Consider the following 21,476-nt stretch of genomic DNA (forward strand, 5'->3'; position numbering starts at 1 on the left):
ACGACCACGAGCCCCGGGAGACCCCGGGGCGGACAGGAACCCCCGAGGGGTTGCGGAAGGGAACGACTATGCGTGGAGCAGGGAACGTCCAAGGGAGGGTCAGGGTCCGTGAAGCGCCGTGCGCCGTCGCCTAGTGTCGCGCCCATGTCGATCGATGAGAACGCCTTCCTGCCCGACCCGGACCGCTCCGTGGTGGCGGTCGCGCCGCCGTCGCCCGGTGAGGGGCACTGGGCGGGCGCGCCGAGCGCCGTCGCGGCGGACGGGCTGATCTACCTCGCCTACCGGCTGCGCCGCCCGGTCGGGCAGGGGCGCGGGTACGCGGTGGTGGTCGCCCGTTCGGCGGACGGCGAGCGGTTCGAGACGCTGACGACGATCACGCGCGAGCGGATGGACGCCGAGTCGCTGGAGCGGCCCGCGCTGGTGCGCCTGCCGGACGGGCGCTGGCGGCTCTACCTGAGCTGCGCCACCGAGGGCACCAAGCACTGGCGGGTGGAGGTGCTGGAGGCCGCGGACCCGGCCGGGTTCGACCCGTGCTCGCGCGTCACCGTCCTGCCCGGCGACCCGAAGACCGGGGTGAAGGATACGGTCGTCGTCCAGCGGGACGGCGTCTGGCACCTGTGGGCCTCCTGCCATCCGCTGGCCGATCCCGACGAGGCCGACCAGATGGTCACCGACTACGCCACCAGCGCCGACGGCCTGGAGTGGACGTGGCACGGCACGGCGCTCAGCGGCAGGCCGGGCCTGTGGGACGCGCGCGGGGTGCGGGTGAGCGCGGTGCGGTTCGCCGGAGACCGGGTGCTGGCCTTCTACGACGGCCGGGCGGACGCCGCGGAGAACTACGAGGAGCGCACCGGCGTCGCCGTCGGCGCGGGCCCGGCCGAGCTGACGCCGGTGGGCGGGGCGCCCGCGGCCGCCTCCCCGCACGGCGGAGGCGGCCTGCGCTACCTGGACATCGTCGACCTGCCCGGCGGCGGCGTACGGCTGTACTACGAGTTCACCCGCGCGGACGGCGCGCACGAGCTGCGCACCGGACTGCGCACCGGACTGCGCTGACCGGGCGGCGCGGCGTCAGCTCCGGCGGCCGTTGCGCGCCTGCCGCTGGCCGGGCGGCCGGACGCCGACGAGGCCGCCGGAGCGCGGCCGGTGCCGGAGCCAGTCGCCGTAGTCGTCGCCGGTGAGCTCCTGGAGCAGCCGGATGTCGTCGGCGAAGCAGGGGATGAGCCGCTGCCGCTGCTCCCACTCCAGCGGGCGGCGGGCCTGGCCGCGCCGCTGGAGCAGGCCCTCGACGAGCCCGGCCAGGGGCGCGGGCAGCCGTCTGCGGAGGGTGGCGAGCACGGCGTGCCGGGCGCCGGCCCGGGGGTGGGCGGTCACGTTCTGCCGGGGGACCTCGGTGAGCAGGCCGGTGCGGACGCCGAGGAAGGCGCAGACCTGGTCCAGGGTGGCGGCGGGCCGGTCGACGACGTCGCGGTAGCGGAAGATCAGCACCTGCTCGCGGGGGAACAGGCTGAACAGGTGGGCGAGCTGCTCGCCGTAACGGCCCAGGCCGGTGTAGTGCCAGAAGTGCCCCCAGCCGTCGGCGATCCGCTTCGGCTCGGCCTCGCAGGCGCGCACCAGGTCGCCGATGGGCTCCAGCCCGGCCGACCACAGGTGTGTCCAGTTGGAGTGCGCCCGCTCGACCGGGTCCCGTAACGTCAGGATGATCTTGACGTCGGGGATCAGCGCGTGGATGCGCCGCTGGGCGGCCGTGTCGTACAGGTAGAAGGGGGTGGACTCGCCGGTGAGCGCGCCCGGGGGAGCGTCGGCGAACAGCGCCTCGTAGTCCGTGCGGCGCCAGACGTGCTCGCGGTAGGTGTCGGCGTCGCCCGGGCCGCCCGTGTGCGGGGGCGGGCCGTCGGTGAGGAAGAACTTCGGCTCCTTGACCCGGGACAGGAACAGGTCCGGGTGCCGCCGCAGCGCGGTGTGCAGGGCGGTGGTCCCCGCCTTGGGCACGCCGGCGATCAGGAAATCAGGCAGAGGCACGATCTTTCCCTTCACGCAGGAATAGATGCCTGATTTTCCTACCAATAGTGTGGGTTATTCAAGAGGGCCGGCCGTGCGTCCCCGTTGACGCCGTAAGTTCCGGGTCAGCAGCAGCGGCTCTCCGGCGCCGCCTCGCGCAGGTCCGATCGCCGCCGTTCGTACTCGCGCCGCGACATCGGCGTCCCGCCGTGGGCCGCGTGCGCGTCCACGTACCGCTCGTAGGCCGCCGTCCCCGTCAGCTCGCGCACGTACCAGCGCAGGAAGCGCAGCGCCTTCACGACCGCGAGCCCGGGGTGGCGAACAGCCCCGACGGCGCGACGAGGGCCGACTCCACGTACGGGGCCTCCTTGAGCGGCAGCGGCTCACGGGAGCGGAGCGCGCGCACGCACACCACGGCCGCGTCGGCGATGACGACCAGCACGAGCACGGCGAACAGCGCCGCCAGGACGCCGTCCACGGTGGAGTTGGTGACGACGGTCCGCATCTGGTCGAGGCTCCGCGCCGGGGCCAGCACCCGGCCCGCCGCCAGCGCCTCGGCGTACAGCTCGCGCTGCGCGAAGAAGCCGATCTTCGGGTCGGCGTCGAACACCTTCTGCCAGCTCGCGGTGAGCGTGACCGCGACGTCCCAGGCCAGCGGCACGCCGGTCACCCACGCCCAGCGGAGCTTGCCCGACTTGATCAGCAGCGTCGTCGCCAGCGTCAGCGCCACCGCCGCCAGGAGCTGGTTGGCGATGCCGAACAGCGGGAAGAGCTGGTTGATCCCGCCGAGCGGGTCGTTGACCCCCGCCCACAGGAAGTAGCCCCACGCCAGCACCACCACGGCGCTGGTCGCCCACAGGCCCGGCTTCCAGCTCACCCGCCCGATCGGCTTCCACACGTTGCCCAGCGTGTCCTGGAGCATGAACCGCCCGACCCTGGTCCCCGCGTCGACCGTCGTGAGGATGAACAGCGCCTCGAACATGATCGCGAAGTGGTACCAGAACGCCTTGAACGCCGCGCCGCCGAACACCGCCGCCATGATCTCGGAGATGCCGACGGCCAGCGTGGGCGCCCCGCCGGTCCGCGCGATGATCGTGCTCTCCTCCACGGCCGCCGCCGCTGCCGTCAGGTCCTCGGGCGAGATCGTGAACCCGAGCCGCGCCACCGCCGCCGACGCGCTCTCGGCGGTGGATCCGAGCAGCCCCGCCGGGGCGTTCATCGCGTAGTAGAGCCCCGGCTCCAGCACGCTGGCCGCGATCAACGCCATGATCGCGACGAACGACTCGGTCAGCATCCCGCCGTAGCCGATCAGCCGGATCTGCGACTCCTTCTGGATCATCTTCGGCGTGGTGCCCGACGAGATGAGCGCGTGGAAGCCCGACAGCGCCCCGCAGGCGATCGTGATGAACACGAACGGGAACAGCGCCCCGGCGAACACCGGCCCGTCCCCGGTCAGCGCGAACTCGGTCACCGCCTCGTTGCGCAGCACCGGGGCCGCGACCACCACCCCCACCGCCAGCAGCCCGATCGTGCCGACCTTCATGAACGTCGACAGGTAGTCGCGCGGCGCCAGCAGCATCCACACCGGCAGCACCGAGGCGAAGAACCCGTACACGACCAGGCAGACGACCAGCGTCTGCGGGCTGAGCGTGAACACCCCGGCCAGCGCGGAGTCCTGCACCCAGCTGCCGCCCACGATGGCCAGCAGCAGCAGCGCCACCCCGATGACCGACGTCTCGACCACCCGGCCGGGCCGCAGGACCCGCAGGTAGAAGCCCATGAACAGGGCGATGGGGATGGTCATCGCGATGGAGAAGGCGCCCCACGGCGAGGCGGCCAGCGCGTTGACGACGACCAGGGCCAGCACCGCCAGCAGGATGATCATGATGGCGAAGACCGCGACGAGCGCCGCGGCCCCGCCGATCGGCCCGATCTCCTCGCGCACCATCTGGCCCAGGCTCTTGCCGTCGCGCCGCAGCGAGAAGAACAGCACCACCATGTCCTGGACGGCCCCGGCCAGGATCACCCCCACGATGATCCAGATGGTGCCGGGCAGATAGCCCATCTGCGCCGCCAGCACCGGCCCCACCAGCGGCCCCGCCCCGGCGATGGCCGCGAAGTGGTGGCCGAACAGCACCCGCCGGTCCGTCGGCTGGAAGTCCACGCCGTTGTCGAGCCGCTCCGCCGGCGTGGCCCTGCGGTCGTCGACGCCGAGCACCGTACGGGCGATGAACCGGGCGTAGAACCGGTACGCGATCGCGTACGAGCCGAGCGCGGCGGCGACCATCCAGACCGCCGACACGCTCTCGCCCCGCGACAGCGCCAGGACGCCCCAGGCGACCGCTCCGGCGATCGCGACCGCCGTCCAGACGACGATCGATCTGACCCTCGACATACGTGATCCTTTCTGACTGCGGGCGGGGGAGCGGCGCTCCTGTCGCAACCTAGAGACAACTGCGCAGCGTAGTCAGTCGATCACCGAATCCGGTCTTCACGCGTCGCGCCGGCCGGGCCACAACCAGCGGGTCGCCATCAGCGCGGCCAGCCCGCCGAGAAGGTTCATGGCCGTCCGGGCCAGCGAGGCGGTCCACGGCTCCGGCCGGCTGAAGTCGCTGAGCAGCAACAGCATCACCGGCATCCAGATCGCCCAATAGGCGTAGTTGGCCGCCCGGTAGGCGTGCGCCAGCGCCCCGGCGGCGCCCACGCACAGCGCGGTGACCAGCGTCGACGGGTGCCCGATGAGGATGAGCGCCGCCAGGGCGCCGCCGGCCAGGCTGCCCAGCATCCGCTTGGCGTAGCGGGTGCCGGTGGCCTCGGGCGTGGGCCGCATCGTGTTGAGGATGGAGGTCACCAGCCAGTGGCCTTCGGCGACGCGCAGCCCGAGGCTCGCGACCAGCGTCATGGCGGCGCCGACGAGCACGCCGAGCCGGGCGGCGTGCCGCAGCCTCGACCCGCCCGGTTCCGGCCGCGGGGAGCCGCCGCCCGACAGCCGGCCGAGCAGCAGCGCGACGAGCGCCCCCCACACCGCACCGGCCGCCTGGGCCACGCCGGGCACGCCCACGACGTCCGCCCCACCCATGATCGCGACGAACAGGGTGGCGAGCGCGCCCGTCGTCCCCAGGACCGGCCAGAGCGCCCCGGCGACCGCGGCGGCCGTCACGGCCGCGGCCAGCAGCCACGGGTGCGCGCCGGTGAGCCAGGCGCACACGCCCGCCGCGGTGACCTCGACGCCGCGCACGAGCATGAGCCGGGGCAGCGGGAAGGCCGCCGGCATGAGCATGAGCGTGGTGGCCAGCGACATGGCGGCCCCGAACCCCGTGCCCACTCCCGGGCCGGACCCCGGGCGGTCCAGCCAGGCCCCGGCGAGCAGCGGCAGCATGATCGACGCTCCGGCCGCGACGCCCACCGGGACGTCCGGCCTGCCCTCCGGCCGCAGCAGGTCCCACGCCCGGCGCGGCCACCCGGCCGCTGCCCTCAGGGCTTGCGCCGGTCGGGAGCCGGGCTGCCGGTGATCATGCGCCGGGTGACGTCCCACAGTCGGTCCAGGGTCGCGTTGACGTGCGGGGTCTCCGCGCCGAGCAGCCTCGCCCAGGCGCCGGCGCCGTTCGGCAGCACGCTCGCCCCGCCCGCCAGCCCGCTGCCCGCCACCGCCTCGTGCAGGGCCCCGGCCAGCTCGCCGGCGTCCACGGCGGGCGTGATCGCGTACAGCGTGGACAGCACGCCGTGGCCGCCGAACATGGCGGGCCCGGTGACCGGCGCCCGCCCGGGGACGAGCCGCAGCGGATCGGCGAACAGCAGATCCCCGTCCGGCCCGTACGCCTCCAGGTCGTTGCAGAAGGCGGTGTACGCGTGCCGCTCGCCCCTGGCCAGCCGCCCGGCCAGCATGGTCTCGCCGACGACCACGCTCGCCCCGGCTCCGGCGCCGACCCGGGTGCGCTGGTAGAAGCGGGAGCCGGCGAACGGGATCACCGGGTCGGGCAGGTACTCGACGTACGCGCCCGGCCCCGCGGTGATCGTGACGAGCTGGGTGGCGTAGTCCTGCTCCATCCGGTAGACCTTCGTCGCCGCCTGCGTGGTCACGTGCACGCCGGCGCCCTCGCCGCAGGTCACGTCCAGCCTGTAGCGGTCGCCCTGCAGCACGCCGCCGCCCGTGGACATGACGATCACGTACGGCAGGTCGGGCCGCGCCGGGTCGAAGTAGAGCGGGCGCATGATCTGCAGCGGCGCCTTCTGGTAGTGGCCGGTCAGCTCGCTCCGCCCGCCGCGCCGCTCGAAGGCCAGCTCCAGCACGCCCACCTTGCCGGGGCTGCCGACGGGCAGCGTGTCCGGCACGTGCGCGTGCCGCGCCACCTCTGCCGGCACGGACGGGATCGTGTAGTGGCCGGCGTCCAGCCGGTCTACCGGGCCGGCGAGCATGCCGGCCGGTGGCTGGTGACGAAGTCGGCGACCTCGGGCACCCCGGTGCCGCGCAGCGAGTCGGTGAGGACGACCGGCCGCCCCTCCCGGACCCGGAGGGCGTCACGCGTCATCACCTCCACGTCGGCACGCACGTACGGGGCGATGTCCACCTTGTTGATGACGAGCAGGTCGGAGTCCGTGATGCCGGGCCCCCGCTTGCGCGGCATCTTGTCCCCTTCGCCGGTGTCCAGGACGAACACGTACACGTCGGCCAGCGCCGGGCTGAAGGTGAGGGTGAGGTTGTCGCCGCCGCTCTCGTACAGCAGCATGTCGATGTCGGGGAAGCGCTCGACCAGCTCGGCCCCGGCCGCCAGGTTCATCGACGGGTCGTCGCGCACCGCCGTGTGCGGGCAGGAGCCGGTCTCCACGCCGACGATCCGCTCCGGGTCGAGCATGCCGGCGAGCGTGCGCTTGACGTGGTCGGCGTCCTCGACCGTGTAGATGTCGTTGGTGATGACGCCGACGCTGCGGCCCCGGTCGAGCAGGATGGGCACCAGCGCCTCGATCAGCGCGGTCTTGCCGGATCCGACGGGCCCGCCGATGCCGATCTTGCGAACGTTGTCCATGCGCGTTGCCTTTCAGGTGGTGAACAGGCGGGCCTCGGCCCGCTCGTGAACGGCGCTCATCGTGTCGGCGAGCGGCGTGGCGGCGTACAGGTCGAGCGGCCCGGCCGCCGCCAGCGCGTGCTCGGCGGCCCGCCCGAGCGCGCCCGCCGCGCCGTACAGCGTGGCCTGGGCCTGCCGGAAGTCGAGCCTGCGCAGCCGGACGGCGGCGCTGACCCAGCTCGCCGCGAAGGCGTACAGGTCGCCGGTCACGGCGGCGTCCACCGGCACGCCGAGCCCCGCGTAGGCGGCGCCCAGCACGACGGCGTGGTTGCCCGGCGTGACCTTGTCGCCGGCCAGCCGGGCGAGCCGGTCCAGCTCCGGCGTGGCGAAGACCAGCGCCGCCGTCGTCAGGACCTGCTTGCCGGTCCTGACGGCGGCGGCCCGGATCTCCCGGTTGAGCTTGACGGCGTGCAGCCGCCGGTCCACCGCCACGACCGTGTCCCAGTCGCCCGCCGTCACCGCGCGGTGGACGAGCGCCAGCGCGGCCGCGTCGCCGGGCCCGGCCGCGTTCAGCAGCACGTCCTCCAGCAGCGCGGCCACATCGACCGGCCCGGCCTGCGCGTACGCCTCCAGCCCGTGGGAGAGCGTGTAGAGGCCGCTCGGGAAGGCCGAGTCGGTGAGCTGAAGCTGGGCGAGCAGGCTCATGCCAGGAAGAACAGGTGGTTCAGCGGCAGCTCCCGCGCCGGCGCGATCGTGGCGTGCTCGCCGTCGACGGTCACCTTGTACGTCTCCGGGTCCACCGTGATGACGGGCAGCGCCGAGTTGCGCACCATGTGCCGCTTGTCGACGGTGCGGGCGTGGCGCACCTTGCTGATCAGCCGCTGCAGGCCCAGCCGCTCCGGCACCCCGGCGGCGATCGCCGCGTCCGGCAGGAACGTCACGTTGCTCTTGCGCTGCGCCATCCCCATCGCCCCGTACATCGGCCGGTAGTAGACCGGCTGAGGCGTCGGCAGCGACGCGTTCGGGTCGCCCATCTGCGCCCAGTTGATCAGCCCGCCCTTGACCACGAGCGCCGGCTTGGCCGCGAACGAGGTGAACGGCCACAGCACGATGTCGGCCAGCTTGCCGTCCTCCAGCGAGCCGACCGTCTCGGCGATGCCGGTGGTGCGGGCCGGGTTGATCGTCAGCTTCGCCAGATAGCGAAGCACGCGCTCGTTGTCGTTGCGCTCGGAGTCCTCGGGCAGCTTGCCCCGCTGGTCCTTGCAATGGTGCGCGGTCTGGAAGGCGCGGGTGAACGACTCGCCGATGCGGCCCATCGCCTGCGAGTCGGAGGAGAACATGCTGATCACGCCCATGTCCTGCAGCACCGTCTCGGCGGCGATCGTCTCCACCCGCACCCGGCTGTCGGCGAAGGAGACGTCCTCGGGGATGTCGTGGCTCAGGTGGTGGCAGACCATCACCATGTCGAGGAGCTCGTCGGCCGAGTTGATCGTGTACGGGAGCGTCGGGTTCGTCGAGGACGGCAGCGCGTTCGGCTCACCGGCGATGCGGATCATGTCCGGCGCGTGGCCGCCGCCCGCCCCCTCCGTGTGGAAGGTGTGGATCGCCCGGCCGTTGATCGCGCTGATCGTGTCCTCCAGGTAGCCGGCCTCGTTGAGGCTGTCGGCGTGCAGCGCCACCTGCACGTCGAACTCGTCGGCGACCCGCAGCGCGCAGTCCACCACAGCCGGGGTGGAGCCCCAGTCCTCGTGCACCTTCAGTGCGCAGGCCCCGGCCCGGACCTGCTCGGCCAGTGCCGCCGGCATGCTCCCGTTGCCCTTGGCCATGATGCCGATGTTGACCGGCAGCGCCTCGACGGCCTGCAGCATCCGGCCGATGTTCCACGGGCCCGGCGTGCACGTGGTGCCCCGGGTGCCGTCGGTCGGGCCGGTGCCGCCGCCGATCAGCGTGGTGATGCCGTTGCTCAGCGCGGCCTGGGCCTGCTGCGGCGCGATCAGGTGCACGTGCGGGTCGATGGCGCCCGGGGTGGCGATCATGTTCTCGCCCGACAGGACCTCGGTGCCCGCGCCGATGATCAGACGCCGGTCCACGCCGTTCTGGGTGTGCGGGTTGCCGGACTTGCCGATGCCGACGATCCGGCCGTCCTTGATGCCGATGTCGCCCTTGACGACGCCGAGCACCGGGTCCAGCACCACCACGTTGGTGATCACCAGGTCGAGGGCGATGGTGGCGTTCTGCGAGCCGGGGTCGGCCGACATGCCGTCGCGGACGGACTTGCCGCCGCCGTAGACGGCCTCGTCGCCGTAGTAGCCGGCCGAGTGGTCCTTCTCGATCTCGATCACCAGGTTGGTGTCGGCCAGCCGGACCCGGTCGCCCACCGTCGGCCCGAACATGTCCACGTACTGCTTGCGGCTCATCGTGCCCATGGCCGGTCAGCCCTTCTTCTTCTTGGCGGGCGCCTTCTTGGCGGCGGGCTTGCGAGCCGGGGCCTTGGCGGCGGTCCTGGCTCCCCGCTCCTCCTTCACGGCCTCGGGCTCCGGCTCGTCCAGGTAGCCCAGCTCGGCCAGCCGGCGCAGCGCGTGCGTGCGCGCGTCCCTGGCCCTGATGCCGCCGTCGAGCAGCCCGGCGAAGCCGACGACGCGCATGCCGCCGCCGTACTCGACGAGCGTGACCTGGCGGGTGTCGCCCGGCTCGATCCGCACGGCGGTGCCCGCCGGGATGTCCAGGCGCATGCCGAACGCCTTCTCGCGGTCGAAGCTGAGCGCCCGGTTGGCCTCGAAGAAGTGGAAGTGCGAGCCCACCTGGACGGCCCGGTCCCCGGTGTTGCGCACGGTCAGCGTGATCGTCGGCCGGCCGGCGTTGATCTCTATCGGCTCGTCGGCGTGGACGACCCTGTCGGTGTCCGTCATGATCTCTCCTCTGGTGAGCGGGGCGGGTGGTCAGCCGCCGATGGGGTCGTGGCAGGAAACGAGCTTGGAGCCGTCCTTGAACGACGCCTCGACCTGCATGAGCTTGAGCATTTCGCGCACGCCGGGCATGACGTCGCCGGCGCCGAGCACCTGCTTGCCGAGCTCCATGCACTCGGCGACGGTCTTGCCCTCGCGGGCGGCCTCCAGGACCGCGACGCTGATCAGCGCCACCGCCTCGCTGTAGTTCAGCTTGAGGCCGCGCTCGCGCCGCTTGCCCGCCAGGTCGGCGACCACGTAGATCAGCAGCTTGTCGATCTCGCGCGGGGCCAGGTTCATGAGCTCTCCTTAGGTGCTACTGCGGCGCAGGCCGGAGAAGACCGGCACCGCCGCCAGGAAGATCCAGGTGACTATGACGAAGGGCCAGGTCAGGGTGTGCCCGCCGACCGGCTCGAAGAGGTTGCCGACGAACGCGGTCAGCAGCGTCGCCGACACCACCCCCGCCAGCGCGTACAGCACGCCGAGCGGGGTCAGCGCGACGAACGTGCCGCACAGCGCGATCCCGGTCAGCACGCCGTTGTAGCCGTACAGGCCCGCGCCGATGTCGGCCGCGGGCGCGCCCAGCAGCAGCGCCACGACGATGCCCACCGCGCTGGAGACCAGCGCGGCCAGCGCCACGACCCACCCGGCGAACAGGAGCCCGATCAGGAAGATCAGCCCGACGTACCACTTGTCCTGGAAGAACACCTGGCCGATCCCGTTGAGCAGCCCCTGCCACAGGTCCGCGAACGACACCTCCGGGCCGGGGAACCCCGCCGACGGCGGCGCCGCCAGGCTGCGCCCGCTCCACACCCGGTCGAAGGCCGGGCCGCCGATCAGCATCACCGTGGTCACCGCGCAGAACGGCGCCGTGAACGTCGGCAGGTCGTGCGGCGTGAGCAGCGCGTTGAGCGCCGCCGTCAGCACGCTGCCCATGACCGAGCCGACGACCACCAGCAGCAGGGTGATCCAGCGGGCGTCGAAGTACAGCACCAGCGCGACGCCGATCAGCGTCCCGTTGAACCCTTCGAGCCCGCCCGTGACGCGATCCCCGGAGACGCCGAGGAACCACGCGGTGAGTGTGGCCGCGACGGCGCCGACGAGACCGAAGACGCCGAACTGCCAGCCGCCCGCGAAGAGCGCGACGACGAAGCAGGCGGCGGTCCGGTAGTCGGTCTGGAACTCGACCTGACCGACACCCCGCAGGGAGGCCAGAGGCAGATCGGAGACGGTGGCGCGCACGGGCCGGAGCATCCCCATCACAGGCGCGTTCAAGCAGGTCAGCGGCATCTAAAGGTATTCCATTGACGGTTTCGATGCCCGCCCGGCCGATCATCTTCTGCCCTGGGGAAAGAGGTCGAGCCATGCCGCCAGGACTGAACACCGGAGACTCCGCATGGGTGCTCGTGAGCACCGCCATGGTGCTGCTCATGACCCCCGGACTCGCCTTCTTCTACGGCGGCATGGTCCGCGCCCGCAACGTGCTCAGCATGCTCTTCATGAGCTTCGTCTCCATCGCGCTGGTGACGATCCTGTGGTTCGGCTACGGCTACGGCCTCGTCTTCGGGCCGGACGTGGGCGGCGCCGGGCTGATCGGCTTCGGCGACCTGCGTTTCTCCGACATCGCGCCCGGCATGCTGCACGGCCGGGTGCCCACGTTCGCCTTCGCGCTGTTCCAGCTCACCTTCGCCATCATCACGGTCGCGCTCATCAGCGGCTCGGTCGCCGGGCGGACCCGGCTCGGGCCGTGAATCCTGTTCTCGGTCGTCTGGGTGACGCTGGTGTACTTCCCCATCGCGCACTGGGTGTTCGACCAGGCGGGCTGGATCAACCGGTGGGGGGTGCTCGACTTCGCCGGCGGCCTGGTCGTGGAGCTCAACTCGGGCATGGCCGGACTCGCGCTCGCCGTCGCGCTCGGGCCCGGCGTCAGGTTCCGCAGGAAGGAGCCGCCGGAGCCGAGCAACATCCCGTTCGTCATGCTCGGCCTGGGCCTGCTGTGGTTCGGCTGGTTCGGCTTCAACGCGGGCTCGGCCATGGCCGACGGCAGGGTGGCGGTCAACGCCTTCCTCAACACCATGATCGCCGGCGCGGCCGGGATGCTCGCCTGGCTGGTCATCGAATGGGTCCGCTACCGCCGCTTCACCCGGCTCGGCTCGGCCACCGGCGCGCTGGCCGGGCTCGTCGCCATCACCCCGTCGTGCGCGTACGTCAACGTCGAGGGCGCGCTGGTCATCGGCGTCGTCGCCGCCGTCGTCGTGTCGTTCGCCGTCACCTGGAAGCTCGTCCTCGGCTACGACGACACGCTGGACGTCGTGGGCGTGCACGGCGCGGGCGGCGTCGTCGGCACCGTCCTCATCGGCCTGTTCGCCACCGGCGCCACGGCGAGCGCCACCAGGGGCCTGCTGTACGGGGGCTCGATCGGGCTGCTGCTCAAGCAGATCGCCGCCGTCATCGTGGTCGCCCTGTACTCCTTCGTCGTCACGTACCTGATCGGCAAGGTCGTCGACCGCCTCTTCCGCATGCGGGAGACCGAGGCCGAGCAGCTCGCCGGCTCCGACACCCAGTTCAGGGCGGAGGGCTGATGGCCGCCGACCGGCACCCGGCCCGCGCGCTCGCCTTCGTCGCGCTGGGCGGCGGCGCCGGCGCGGTGGCCCGGCACCTGCTCACCGAGACGCTGATGGGCGCCTCCCACCCGCTGCCGTGGCCCACCCTCGTCGTCAACACCGTCGGCTGCCTGCTCATGGGGCTGCTGACCGCCGAGCTGACCGCGCACCCGCTGCACCGGCAGCCGCTGAAGATGCTGCTCGGCACCGGGTTCCTGGGCGGGTTCACCACGTTCTCGCACCTCGTCGACGGCGTCCGGGAGCTGACCGCCGGTGGCACGCCCGGCTGGGCCGCCGTCTACCTCGTGCTCAGCGTCGGCCTCGGCCTGCTCGCCGTCTGGGCGGGCATCCACCTCGGGAGGAGCACGCGATGATGCTCGTCCTGGCCGTGTTCGCCGGCGGCGTGACCGGAGCCCCCGCCCGCTACCTGATCGACTCGTTCGTCAAGAAGCGCGCCGGCACCGCCCTGCCGTGGGGCACGCTGGCCGTCAACGTGATCGGCTCGGCCGTTCTCGGCGTCCTCATGGGCATGACCTCGAACGGGGCGCTGCCGCACGCCGTGCTGTCGCTGGTCGGCACCGGCTTCTGCGGCGCGCTGACCACGTTCAGCACGTTCAGCACCGACACGTACAAGCTGCTCGCGGCCGGATCGACCGGCAGGGCGCTGGTCAACATCGGGATGAACCTCGTGCTCGGCCTGGCCGCCGTCTGCCTCTGCTACCTGCTCGGCGCGGCGCTCACCCGGCCGTGAAGCGGTGGACAGCCCGGACGCCGCCGGGTCAGGGTGGGGAACATGCGACAGGAGGAGATCTGGGACGCCGAGACCGCGCGCCGCTACGACACGCCGGGCACCGGCATGTTCGCGCCCGAGGTGCTCAAGCCCGCGGTCGACCGGCTCGCCGCGCTCGCGGGCGGCGGGCGGGCGCTGGAGTTCGCCATCGGCACCGGCCGGGTCGCGGTGCCGCTGGCCGAGCGCGGGGTGCCCGTCACCGGCATCGAGCTGTCCCAGCCGATGATCGACCAGTTGCGCACCAAGGCCGGCGAGGCGGCGATCCCGGTGGTCGCCGGCGACATGGCGAGCGCGGTCGCCCCGGGCGCGTACTCGCTCGTCTACCTCGTCTACAACACGATCGGCAACCTGCTCACCCAGGCCGAGCAGGTCGCCTGCTTCCGCAACGCGGCCCGGCACCTGTCGCCCGGCGGCCGGTTCGTGATCGAGCTCTGGGTGCCTGAGCTGCGCAGGCTCCCGCCGGGCCAGCAGGCGATGGTCTACCACAGCGAGCCCGGCTACATCGGGCTCGACACCTACGACGTGGTGCGGCAGCTCGTCGTGTCGCACCACTTCACGTTCGGCGACGGGCGGCAGGCGGAGCTGTTCCGCACCCCGCAGCGTTACGTGTGGCCGGCCGAGCTCGACCTGATGGCGCAGCTCGCCGGGTTCGAGCTGGAGTCGCGGCACGCCGACTGGAGCGGGGCGGAGTTCACCGCCGACTCGCGCTCGCACGTGTCGGTCTACCGGCTCCCGCCCGCCTGAGCCGCCTGAGCCGCCCGCCGCGCGTCGGCCACGAGCGCGACGGCGAGGCCGGTGACGGCCAGGGCGAGCGCGGGCACGACGGCCAGCCGGGGCGCGGCCACCAGCAGCGGCGTGGCCTCGCTCACCATGCCGCCCCAGTCGGTGTCGGGCGGCGGCAGCCCGGCCCCCAGGAAGCTCAGCGACGTGACCGCGACCAGCGCCCTGGCGAAGTCGGCCGTGGCGACGGTCAGCAGCGGACCGGCCAGCTCCGGCCCGATCGTGCGCCGCAGCAGGTAGAGGCGTGACGCGCCGATGGCCCGCACCGCCAGCACGTGATCGGAGGCGGCCGCCTGCCGGGTCGCGGTGCGGGCGACGAGCCCGCAGCTCACCCAGCCGAGCGGCACCAGCGCGGCCAGCACCGTGCCGTACCCGTGCCGCAGCACGCCCGCCAGCGCGAGCGCCAGCGTGAGCCCCGGCAGGGCGAGCGCCACGGTCGCGGCGAAGCCCAGCAGCCGGTCCGCGACCCCGCCGGCCAGCCCGGCGGCGGCGCCCGTCACCGCGCCGAGCGCCGTCGTGGCCGCCGTCACCGCCAGCGCCACCAGCAGCGACGTACGGCCCGCAGCCGCCGTCCTGGTGAGCAGGTCACGGCCGAGCTGGTCGGTGCCCAGCCAGTGCCCGCCACCGGGCGGCAGCATGGCCCGCCCCAGGTCGGGCGCGTGCGGATCGTGCCCCGACACCAGCGGCGTGACCAGGCAGAACAGCGCGACCGCCGCGAGCAGCGCCTGCCCGGCGCGTCCCCTCATCGCCGCCGCACCCTCGGGTCGCACGCCGCCAGGCACAGCTCCACGCACGCCAGCAGCAGCACGATCGCGGCCCCGGTGACGAGCACGTACGCCTGCACCACCGGCACGTCGCGCTGCCGGATCGCCGTCACCGCGAGCTGCCCCACGCCCGGCCAGGCGAACAGCGTCTCCACCACCACCGCCCCGGCCAGCAGCTCGGCGAGCACCACGCCGGCGGCGGTGACGGCGTTCGGCGCGGCCACCCGTACGGCGTGCACCAGGACCGTCCGCCGCGCGCGCAGGCCCTTCGCGGCGGCCAGCCGGACGAACGGCTGCCGCAGCGCGTCGGCGAGGTCGGCGCGCAGCAGCCGCAGCAGCGTCGCCGCGCCCGCCAGCCCGAGCGTGAGCGCGGGCAGCACCACAGCGCCCGGGCCAGTGTCGCCGCCCGTGGGCAGCGCCCGCAGGCCGACCGCCACGACGCTGATCAGCAGGATGCCGACGATGTACGGCGGCACGCCCGTGAGCGCCACCGTCACCAGCGCGATCGCCCGGCTGAGCGGCGCGCGTGGCCGCAGGGCGACGCGGACCGAGGCGAGCACCGCGAGCCCCACCGCGACCAGCGCCGACGCCCCCGCCAGCCGCAGCGTCGCCGGGACCCGCGAGAACACCTCGGCGGCCACCGGGGACCGGTCGGCGTAGGACCGGCCGAGGTCGCCGCCCGCCACCCCGCCCAGCCAGCGCAGGTAGCGGGTGAACAGCGGCTGGTCGAGGCCGAGCTCGGCCCGCAGCGACGCCACGCCGGCCGCCGTCGGCTGCACGCCGCCGCGCCGCAGGATCTCCTCCGCCGGGTCGCCCGGCGCCAGCGACGTCAGCAGGAACACCAGCACCGACACGCCCAGCAGCGCGAGCAGCAGCTCCGCGCCGCGCCGCAGGACGACGGCCGTCACCGCTGCGGGACGAGCGCGCCCAGGTCCACCACGTACGCCACGCTCTGCCGCACGCCGCCGACCCGGCTCGTCGTGACGATCGCGTTGTCCTGGTAGGCCAGCGGGATCATCGGCCGGTCGGCCGCGAGCATCCGCTGGACGCGGTGGTACAGCTCGCGCCGGGCGCCCGGATCGGTCTCGACGGCGGCCTCGTCGACCAGGTCGTCGAAGGCGGCGCTGCGGTAGCCGAGCCGCCGCTCGGTGTTCCACGCCGCGTCGGAGTGCAGGAACCGGCGGAACAGGTAGTCGGGGTCGCCGTTCGGCACGCTGTACGCGCTCAGGAAGAGGTCGTAGTCGCCGGCCTCCATCACCGCCTTGGTGGCCTCGGCCACCGTCACCCGCGCGGGCAGCCCGGCCTGCTCCAGCGCGGCCCGCAGCACCTCGGCGATGCCCGGGTACGGGAACTGCCCCGTCTCGGCGGACGAGACGAGGATCGACACCGGCTCGGCCGGCGCGCCCGCGGCGGCGACCAGCTCGCGGGCCCGTCCCGGGTCGTGCGGGGCGCCCAGGCCCGGGGCGGCGAGCTCGCCGAAGACCGGCGACAGGAACGCCCCGCCCGCCGTCGCCGTGCCCCCGAGCAGCGTGCGCGCGACGGCCCGCCGGTCGACGGCCAGCTCGGCCGCCTCCCGTAACCGGGCGTCGGCGAACGGGCCGCGCGAGGCGTTGAACGTCAGGTAATGCGTGAGCACCGACGGGCTGCGCACCACCCGGAAGCCGGGGTCGGCGGCCACCGCGCCCACCTGCCCCGGCAGCAGCGCGCCCTTGTCGATCAGCCCGTCGACCTCGCCCGCCCGCAGCGCCGCCACGCGCGCGTTCGCGTCGGGGATCACCCGGACCACGATCCGGTCGTAGGCCGGCGCGCCGCCGTGGTGGTGCGGGTTGGCGGCCAGCACCGCCCGCTGCCCCTTCACCCACTCCACGAGCCTGTACGGGCCGGTCCCGACCGGCTGGCCGGTGAAGTCGCCCGAGGCGGCGAACGCCTTCGGCGACTGCACCATGCTGAAGAACCCGGCGATCCTGGCCGGCAGGTCGGCCACCGGTTCGGCCAGCTCGAACGTCACCCTGCCCGCCTCGGCCCGCACGTCGCGGAGCTTGCCGTAGGCCGCCTCCATCCCGGCGTCGAGGCTGAAGAACGCCGACTGGCGGGGCGCGATCCGCAGGAACCGGCGGACGTTGGCGACCACGGCCTCGGCCGTCAGCGGCGACCCGTCGCTGAACCGCACCCCGTCGCGCAGCGTGAACGTCCAGCGCCGCCCCCGCTCGGCCCGCTCCCACGAGACGGCCAGCGCCGGGACCGGCCGCAGCCGGTCGTCCACCGTCACCAGCGGCTCCCACACGCCCAGCGTCTGATGCGTGTAGTACGGGTCCTGCAGCCCGGCGACGAGGTCACGCGGGGCTGCCAGCGTGAGCTGCCCGGCGCCCGCCTGCTCCGGCGCGCCGCAGCCCGCCAGGACCGCGCCCAGCAACGCCAGCAGCAGGATCGTGGCTCGTCCTCGCACCCTGATCTCCCGTCCGCGTCCCGGCCGGTCGGCATGTCCGGCACGCAAACGATAACCGTATTCAGCTGATTTGAGGAGATCGGAAATCCCGGCCGGGACGCCCGGCGGGGCCGGGGGGCGGCTGCGGGGTGGCCTGAAGGTAGGCCAGGACCGCCATGACGCGCCGGTTGTGGTCGTCGGACGGGGGCAGGCCGAGCTTGGCGAAGATGTTCGTGGTGTGCTTGGCGACCGCCTTGTCGGTGACGTGGAAGCGCGCCGCGATCGCCAGGTTGGACAGGCCCTCCGCCATCAGGGCCAGCACCTCCCGCTCGCGCGGCGTCAGCGCGGCCAGCGGCTCGTCCCGGCCACGCCGGGTGAGGAGCTGCGAGACGACCTCCGGGTCCATCGCGGTGCCCCCGGCCGCCACCTGGCGCACCGCGCCGACGAACCTGTCGACGTCGCCCACCCGGTCCTTCAGCAGGTAGCCCACCCCGCCGGACCGGTCCGACAGCAGCTCCCTGGCGTACAGCTGCTCCACGTACTGCGACAGGATCAGCACCGGCAGCCCCGGCACCCGGGCCCGCGCCTCCAGGGCGGCGCGCAGCCCCTCGTCGGTGAAGCCCGGCGGCAGCCGCACGTCGATCACCGACACGTCGGGGCGGTGCCGCAGCAGCGCCTCCAGCAGCATCGGGCCGTTGTCGACCGCCTCCACCACGGTGCAGCCGTACGCCGACAGCAGCCGGACCAGCCCGTCGCGCAGCAGGGCCAGGTCCTCGGCTATGACAACGCGCACGGCACCTCCATGATCAGCTCGGTCGGCCCGCCCGGCGGGCTGTCCACGGTGAGCGTGCCGTCGAAGGCCGAGAGCCGGTCCTCGATGCCGCGCACGCCGGTGCCGAGGTCGCGGCGCACGCCGCCGTGACCGTCGTCGCCCACGGTCAGCCGCAGCACGCCACCGGTGTGCCGCAGCCGTACCCACGCCCGTGACGCGCCGCTGTGCTTGGCCACGTTGGCCAGCGCCTCGGCCGCCGCGAAGTACGCCGCCGACTCGACGGGCGGCTGCGGGCGGCCGGGCAGCTCGGCGTCGACGTCGACGGGGATCGGGCAGAGCAGCGCGGACGCCCCGATCGCGCCCGGCAGGCCGCGGTCGGCCAGCACCGGCGGGTGGATGCCGCGTACCAGGTCGCGCAGGTCGGTCAGGGCCTGACCGGCGACCTCCCTGGCCTCGTCGACCGCGCGCAGCACCTCGTCCGGGTCGGCGGCGGCGCGCGCCAGCCCCAGGCTCATGCGGATGGCGATGAGCTTGGCCTGGGCGCCGTCGTGCAGGTCGCGTTCGATGCGGCGCAGCTCGGCGGCGTGCGCGTCGACGACCGCGGCGCGGGAGGCGGTCAGCTCCCGGATGCGCGCGTCCGGCACGGGCCGCGCGTCGAGCAGCAGCCGCGCCAGCCGCGCCTGCCCGGTGCGGAACAGCGGCACGGCCAGCAGGGCCACGACCGCGATCGCCACGAGGGCCAGGCTGATGGAGTACGTGTTCAGCGTGCTCGGGCGGGACGGCTGGAGCCGGAAGAACAGATAGTCGAGGGCCGCCAGCATCGCCCACACCACGGCCACGGGGGCCGGTCCGGACACCGCGTGCACGGCCAGCCACAGCACCTCCCGCCGAGCGGCAGCCGGTGTGCCCACCGGGGCATCCACCGGGCCGCCCGCCGGTGTGCCCGCCGGTGCGTCCGCCGGGTCGCCGTCCCGGGCGAGCACCCGCCGCGCCCACCGGCGCTGATGGCCGGCCAGCCGCCGCACCGCCGCGCGCGTCCACGCGAGCGGCCGCCCGGTGAGCGGCGTCAGCGCGGCGCCCGCCGCCAGCAGGGCGAGCAGAACGGGCGCGGCCACCCCGGTGGCGGCGTTCAGCGCCAGCGCCCCCACCCCGGCGACGGCGCCGAGCGCCCGCCGGGCGACGGTCTTCCTCCCCTTCACCCCTGCAGTCTGCCGTGCCCGCGAGCGTGCGGCGGTAGGCCTGCGCCTACCACCGGGGTGGTGAATCCCCACCCCGGAGGTGGACCGGCCCCCCTGGAGACCGGGCCCGCGCACCGCGAGGCTCGTTCCGGCCGACCAAGCCGGACGAGGGGGAGACGTGATCGACGTACGGGGACTGACCATGCGCTACGGCCGCACGGTCGCCGTGGACGGGCTGACCTTCAGCGTGAGACCGGGCCTGGTGACCGGATTCCTGGGCCCCAACGGCGCGGGCAAGCCCAATAGAGGTCTGGGGCGCTTGCGGTTCGGTAACGATTGGCGCGGCGGTTGGTGCACGTCTCACCTGCGAGGTTAGGTGATTCGCTGGGCGGTGGCGAGGGGCGGACGAATCGTTGCGGTGGTGCTGACTGCATGGGGCAAGATCTCAAAAGGGGGGCATTACGCTGGTCTGCTAATTCGGGGAGGGGCCGCGCCCATCCCCCCGCACTTTCCTCCCCGGCCCCCCTTTTGCGATCTTGGAGGGGTCCCCATGCAGTTGGCTCCGAAACGATTCGGTAGCCCCGCCGTGGCTCGCGACCCTTCGCCGGTGCCGGTCTACGGAGAGAACAGCGGGCCAACGGCACGCAGTGTGGCGACCGGCCCGTGGGGGTTCCCAAAAGGGTCTTTAGTGCTCTTGTCCTAGGCGTGCCTTCGCTCCCGGTACGCGAAACGCCCAGACCGTAAGCATGGTCCGGGCGTCTCGCCGTGTGCGGCCTGCTCGGCAGGGCGTCAATGGACTGCCACGCCGGGGTAGCCAGCGATCAAGGATGCGGAACTGAAGTCACCTTCGGCCACGCCTGCAAGAAAGGCATCCCATTCGGGGATGGTGAAGAACTGAGGCTCGCGGTCGCGGTTCTTGGTGTCACGAACGGCCACCACGAACTCCTCGTCAGCTTTGTTAGGGACACCGGCGTCACGACCACGCAGGACGGCGACCTCAACACAGCTTGCGCCGTTGCCACTAAACCGGCTCGTCCGCCACTGGGCCTTAGAAAGGTCGGACTGCACCCTAGCTCCTCTCAATCGTGATCTTCGCCTAGGGATGTCAGTAGCGTCACCGTGTCGGAAGGGCTGAGCGCTACGGCGCGAAGATGCTCAAAAACCATGTTATGCCTGATTAGCTCGGCTTCCTCTTCTAGGAAGAGGTCGCCGCCCATGCTGTCGATGTAGACGATGTCGGGAGCGATCATCCCGAAGCGCAAGATGATGAAGCTGCCGGGCATGCCCGGGTGGGCACCGGCCTTGAATGGGATCACTTGGATCGTGATGTGCGGGTTGCGAGCCTGCGTGGCTAGGTGGCGAAGCTGATCACGCATCACGGCGGTCCCGCCAACGCGACGATGCAAGGCTGCTTCGTCGATGACCGCCCATAGCTGCGGGGCGTCTGGAGTGCCCAAGAGCTCCTGGCGCTTGAGCCTGGCGTCAACGCGGCGCTGGATGTCATCGTCGGTCGCGGCGGGCAGGACTCCCGCGATGACCTGACGGGCGTAGTCCGGTGTCTGGAGCAGGCCCGGGATGAAGGTGGCCTCAAAGTTGAGGATCTCGCGAGCCTCCGCTTCGAAGTTGATGTACGCGGTGTACTGCTCGGGCAATCCGGAGTCGGCAGTGTTCAGCCAACCCCTCTTTCCGGCGTCCCGCTGGAGGAGGATCAAGGCGTCCCGGCTGGGACCCGTGACACCGTAAGTGTCCAGGAGCGCATTAAGCGTTCTGAGCTGCGGTTTGGTGCGGCCAGTCTCGATGCGGTAGAGGGTGGCGACGTTCACCCCGGTCTGATTGGTGACGTCTTCTTGTGAGAGCCCAGCAGCGTCTCGGAGGCGACGAAGCTCAGCCGCCAACCGGCGCATGCGGACAGTAGGCGGCTGTCGTCTCGTCGGCACCAGGACATCATCTCGCACCTCGGGGTCATCGTGCATCTTGGTTGCCCTCCCGATATTTGCAAGGTATGCATTTTCAGGGCTTGCAGGTGCATGGCAGTTAGGTGCACACTGGGCCTTGCGCTAAGCCTCTCAGTTGGGCGCAAGCAATGGCGTTGGAAGTGCAGTTTTCCTGGGCAAGAGTGGCAGCTCGGGGCGCTGTGCCTGGTGCCTGGCGTCCGTGTGAGGCCATATCCGCTGAGACCCACTGCGGATGACAAATGCACAGTCGGCATTCGTCAGGA

General features: G+C 72.7%; 22 protein-coding genes and 2 pseudogenes. 6 read left to right on the plus strand and 18 right to left on the minus strand.

Translation table 11 applies throughout. The annotated features are described in order from the left end of the window. Nucleotides 1–144: 144 nt before the first annotated feature. Nucleotides 145–1,053: a hypothetical protein gene (locus ACWDXC_RS17840; protein WP_449982889.1), complete on the plus strand. Its 909-nt coding sequence runs from the start codon at nucleotides 145–147 to the stop codon at nucleotides 1,051–1,053. Nucleotides 1,054–1,068: 15 nt separating this feature from the next. Here the strand turns inward: ACWDXC_RS17840 and ACWDXC_RS17845 are convergent, their stop codons facing one another. The 11 genes from ACWDXC_RS17845 to ACWDXC_RS17895 all read right to left on the minus strand — a co-directional run bounded on the left by ACWDXC_RS17845 (nucleotide 1,069) and on the right by ACWDXC_RS17895 (nucleotide 11,188). Next, a complete protein-coding gene (locus tag ACWDXC_RS17845; RefSeq protein ID WP_449982891.1) occupies nucleotides 1,069–2,019 on the minus strand; it encodes a sulfotransferase family protein in 951 nt (316 codons plus the stop codon). 104 nt (nucleotides 2,020–2,123) lie between these two features. Next, complete coding sequence (locus ACWDXC_RS17850) at nucleotides 2,124–2,297, minus strand: YbdD/YjiX family protein (RefSeq protein ID WP_449982894.1); 174 nt, start codon at nucleotides 2,295–2,297, stop codon at nucleotides 2,124–2,126. Next, the gene (locus ACWDXC_RS17855) at nucleotides 2,294–4,393 is read right to left on the minus strand and encodes a carbon starvation CstA family protein (protein WP_449982897.1); all 2,100 of its coding nucleotides are present in this window, start codon (nucleotides 4,391–4,393) and stop codon (nucleotides 2,294–2,296) included. The genes ACWDXC_RS17850 and ACWDXC_RS17855 overlap by 4 nt, the downstream gene beginning before the upstream one ends. Nucleotides 4,394–4,489: 96 nt before the next feature. Further along, on the minus strand, nucleotides 4,490–5,533 hold the full coding sequence (locus tag ACWDXC_RS17860; RefSeq protein WP_449982900.1) for an FUSC family protein: 1,044 nt from the start codon (nucleotides 5,531–5,533) through the stop codon (nucleotides 4,490–4,492). Beyond that, a complete protein-coding gene (locus ACWDXC_RS17865; RefSeq protein ID WP_449982903.1) occupies nucleotides 5,473–6,360 on the minus strand; it encodes an urease accessory protein UreD in 888 nt (295 codons plus the stop codon). The genes ACWDXC_RS17860 and ACWDXC_RS17865 overlap by 61 nt, the downstream gene beginning before the upstream one ends. Nucleotides 6,361–6,395: 35 nt before the next feature. Beyond that, nucleotides 6,396–7,022 (minus strand): urease accessory protein UreG, encoded by a 627-nt coding sequence (gene ureG / locus ACWDXC_RS17870; protein WP_449982906.1) that lies wholly within the window; start codon nucleotides 7,020–7,022, stop codon nucleotides 6,396–6,398. 12 nt (nucleotides 7,023–7,034) lie between these two features. Beyond that, on the minus strand, nucleotides 7,035–7,706 hold the full coding sequence (locus ACWDXC_RS17875) for an urease accessory protein UreF (protein WP_449982908.1): 672 nt from the start codon (nucleotides 7,704–7,706) through the stop codon (nucleotides 7,035–7,037). Continuing rightward, complete coding sequence (gene ureC, locus ACWDXC_RS17880; RefSeq protein WP_357592372.1) at nucleotides 7,703–9,427, minus strand: urease subunit alpha; 1,725 nt, start codon at nucleotides 9,425–9,427, stop codon at nucleotides 7,703–7,705. The genes ACWDXC_RS17875 and ureC overlap by 4 nt, the downstream gene beginning before the upstream one ends. Before the next feature lie 6 nt (nucleotides 9,428–9,433). Beyond that, complete coding sequence (locus tag ACWDXC_RS17885; RefSeq protein WP_449982911.1) at nucleotides 9,434–9,910, minus strand: urease subunit beta; 477 nt, start codon at nucleotides 9,908–9,910, stop codon at nucleotides 9,434–9,436. A 30-nt stretch (nucleotides 9,911–9,940) separates the two neighbouring features. Further along, nucleotides 9,941–10,246, minus strand: a complete 306-nt coding sequence (locus ACWDXC_RS17890; protein ID WP_357592370.1) for an urease subunit gamma — start codon at nucleotides 10,244–10,246, stop codon at nucleotides 9,941–9,943. Nucleotides 10,247–10,255: 9 nt separating this feature from the next. Continuing rightward, complete coding sequence (locus ACWDXC_RS17895) at nucleotides 10,256–11,188, minus strand: urea transporter (protein ID WP_357592368.1); 933 nt, start codon at nucleotides 11,186–11,188, stop codon at nucleotides 10,256–10,258. A gap of 122 nt (nucleotides 11,189–11,310) precedes the next feature. On the opposite strand from ACWDXC_RS17895, the pseudogene ACWDXC_RS17900 reads away from it, so the two are divergent. The 4 genes and pseudogenes from ACWDXC_RS17900 to ACWDXC_RS17915 all read left to right on the plus strand — a co-directional run bounded on the left by ACWDXC_RS17900 (nucleotide 11,311) and on the right by ACWDXC_RS17915 (nucleotide 14,083). Next, nucleotides 11,311–12,528: pseudogene (locus tag ACWDXC_RS17900) on the plus strand (ammonium transporter). Beyond that, a complete protein-coding gene (locus tag ACWDXC_RS17905) occupies nucleotides 12,528–12,923 on the plus strand; it encodes a fluoride efflux transporter FluC (RefSeq protein ID WP_449982914.1) in 396 nt (131 codons plus the stop codon). Before ACWDXC_RS17900 ends, ACWDXC_RS17905 begins: the two are co-directional and overlap by 1 nt. Continuing rightward, on the plus strand, nucleotides 12,920–13,300 hold the full coding sequence (gene crcB, locus ACWDXC_RS17910) for a fluoride efflux transporter CrcB (RefSeq protein ID WP_449982917.1): 381 nt from the start codon (nucleotides 12,920–12,922) through the stop codon (nucleotides 13,298–13,300). Before ACWDXC_RS17905 ends, crcB begins: the two co-directional genes overlap by 4 nt. Before the next feature lie 42 nt (nucleotides 13,301–13,342). Beyond that, entirely contained in the window at nucleotides 13,343–14,083 is a 741-nt protein-coding gene (locus ACWDXC_RS17915; RefSeq protein WP_357592360.1) for a class I SAM-dependent methyltransferase, read from the plus strand. Here the strand turns inward: ACWDXC_RS17915 and ACWDXC_RS17920 are convergent. The 5 genes from ACWDXC_RS17920 to ACWDXC_RS17940 all read right to left on the minus strand — a co-directional run bounded on the left by ACWDXC_RS17920 (nucleotide 14,062) and on the right by ACWDXC_RS17940 (nucleotide 19,279). Further along, the gene (locus tag ACWDXC_RS17920) at nucleotides 14,062–14,865 is read right to left on the minus strand and encodes an ABC transporter permease (protein WP_449982920.1); all 804 of its coding nucleotides are present in this window, start codon (nucleotides 14,863–14,865) and stop codon (nucleotides 14,062–14,064) included. The two genes, ACWDXC_RS17915 and ACWDXC_RS17920, sit on opposite strands and share 22 nt — an antisense overlap. Further along, nucleotides 14,862–15,791, minus strand: a complete 930-nt coding sequence (locus ACWDXC_RS17925; RefSeq protein ID WP_449982923.1) for an ABC transporter permease — start codon at nucleotides 15,789–15,791, stop codon at nucleotides 14,862–14,864. The genes ACWDXC_RS17920 and ACWDXC_RS17925 overlap by 4 nt, the downstream gene beginning before the upstream one ends. Beyond that, a complete protein-coding gene (locus ACWDXC_RS17930) occupies nucleotides 15,788–17,329 on the minus strand; it encodes an ABC transporter substrate-binding protein (RefSeq protein ID WP_449982925.1) in 1,542 nt (513 codons plus the stop codon). Before ACWDXC_RS17930 ends, ACWDXC_RS17925 begins: the two co-directional genes overlap by 4 nt. 61 nt (nucleotides 17,330–17,390) lie before the next feature. Further along, nucleotides 17,391–18,101 (minus strand): LuxR C-terminal-related transcriptional regulator, encoded by a 711-nt coding sequence (locus tag ACWDXC_RS17935; RefSeq protein WP_449982928.1) that lies wholly within the window; start codon nucleotides 18,099–18,101, stop codon nucleotides 17,391–17,393. Next, complete coding sequence (locus ACWDXC_RS17940) at nucleotides 18,086–19,279, minus strand: sensor histidine kinase (protein ID WP_449982931.1); 1,194 nt, start codon at nucleotides 19,277–19,279, stop codon at nucleotides 18,086–18,088. Before ACWDXC_RS17940 ends, ACWDXC_RS17935 begins: the two co-directional genes overlap by 16 nt. Nucleotides 19,280–19,436: 157 nt before the next feature. Between ACWDXC_RS17940 and ACWDXC_RS17945 the strand changes: the two are divergent. Continuing rightward, nucleotides 19,437–19,556 (plus strand): annotated as a pseudogene (locus ACWDXC_RS17945) (ABC transporter ATP-binding protein); the annotation flags it as partial. A gap of 491 nt (nucleotides 19,557–20,047) precedes the next feature. Here ACWDXC_RS17945 and ACWDXC_RS17950 read toward each other — a convergent pair. Both ACWDXC_RS17950 and ACWDXC_RS17955 read right to left on the minus strand, forming a co-directional pair. Beyond that, nucleotides 20,048–20,326, minus strand: a complete 279-nt coding sequence (locus tag ACWDXC_RS17950; protein ID WP_219514415.1) for a DUF397 domain-containing protein — start codon at nucleotides 20,324–20,326, stop codon at nucleotides 20,048–20,050. Between the two features lie 11 nt (nucleotides 20,327–20,337). After that, nucleotides 20,338–21,231: a helix-turn-helix domain-containing protein gene (locus ACWDXC_RS17955; RefSeq protein WP_449982934.1), complete on the minus strand. Its 894-nt coding sequence runs from the start codon at nucleotides 21,229–21,231 to the stop codon at nucleotides 20,338–20,340. Between the last annotated feature and the right edge of the window lie 245 nt (nucleotides 21,232–21,476).

Source organism: Nonomuraea sp. NPDC003214, from assembly GCF_053590035.1.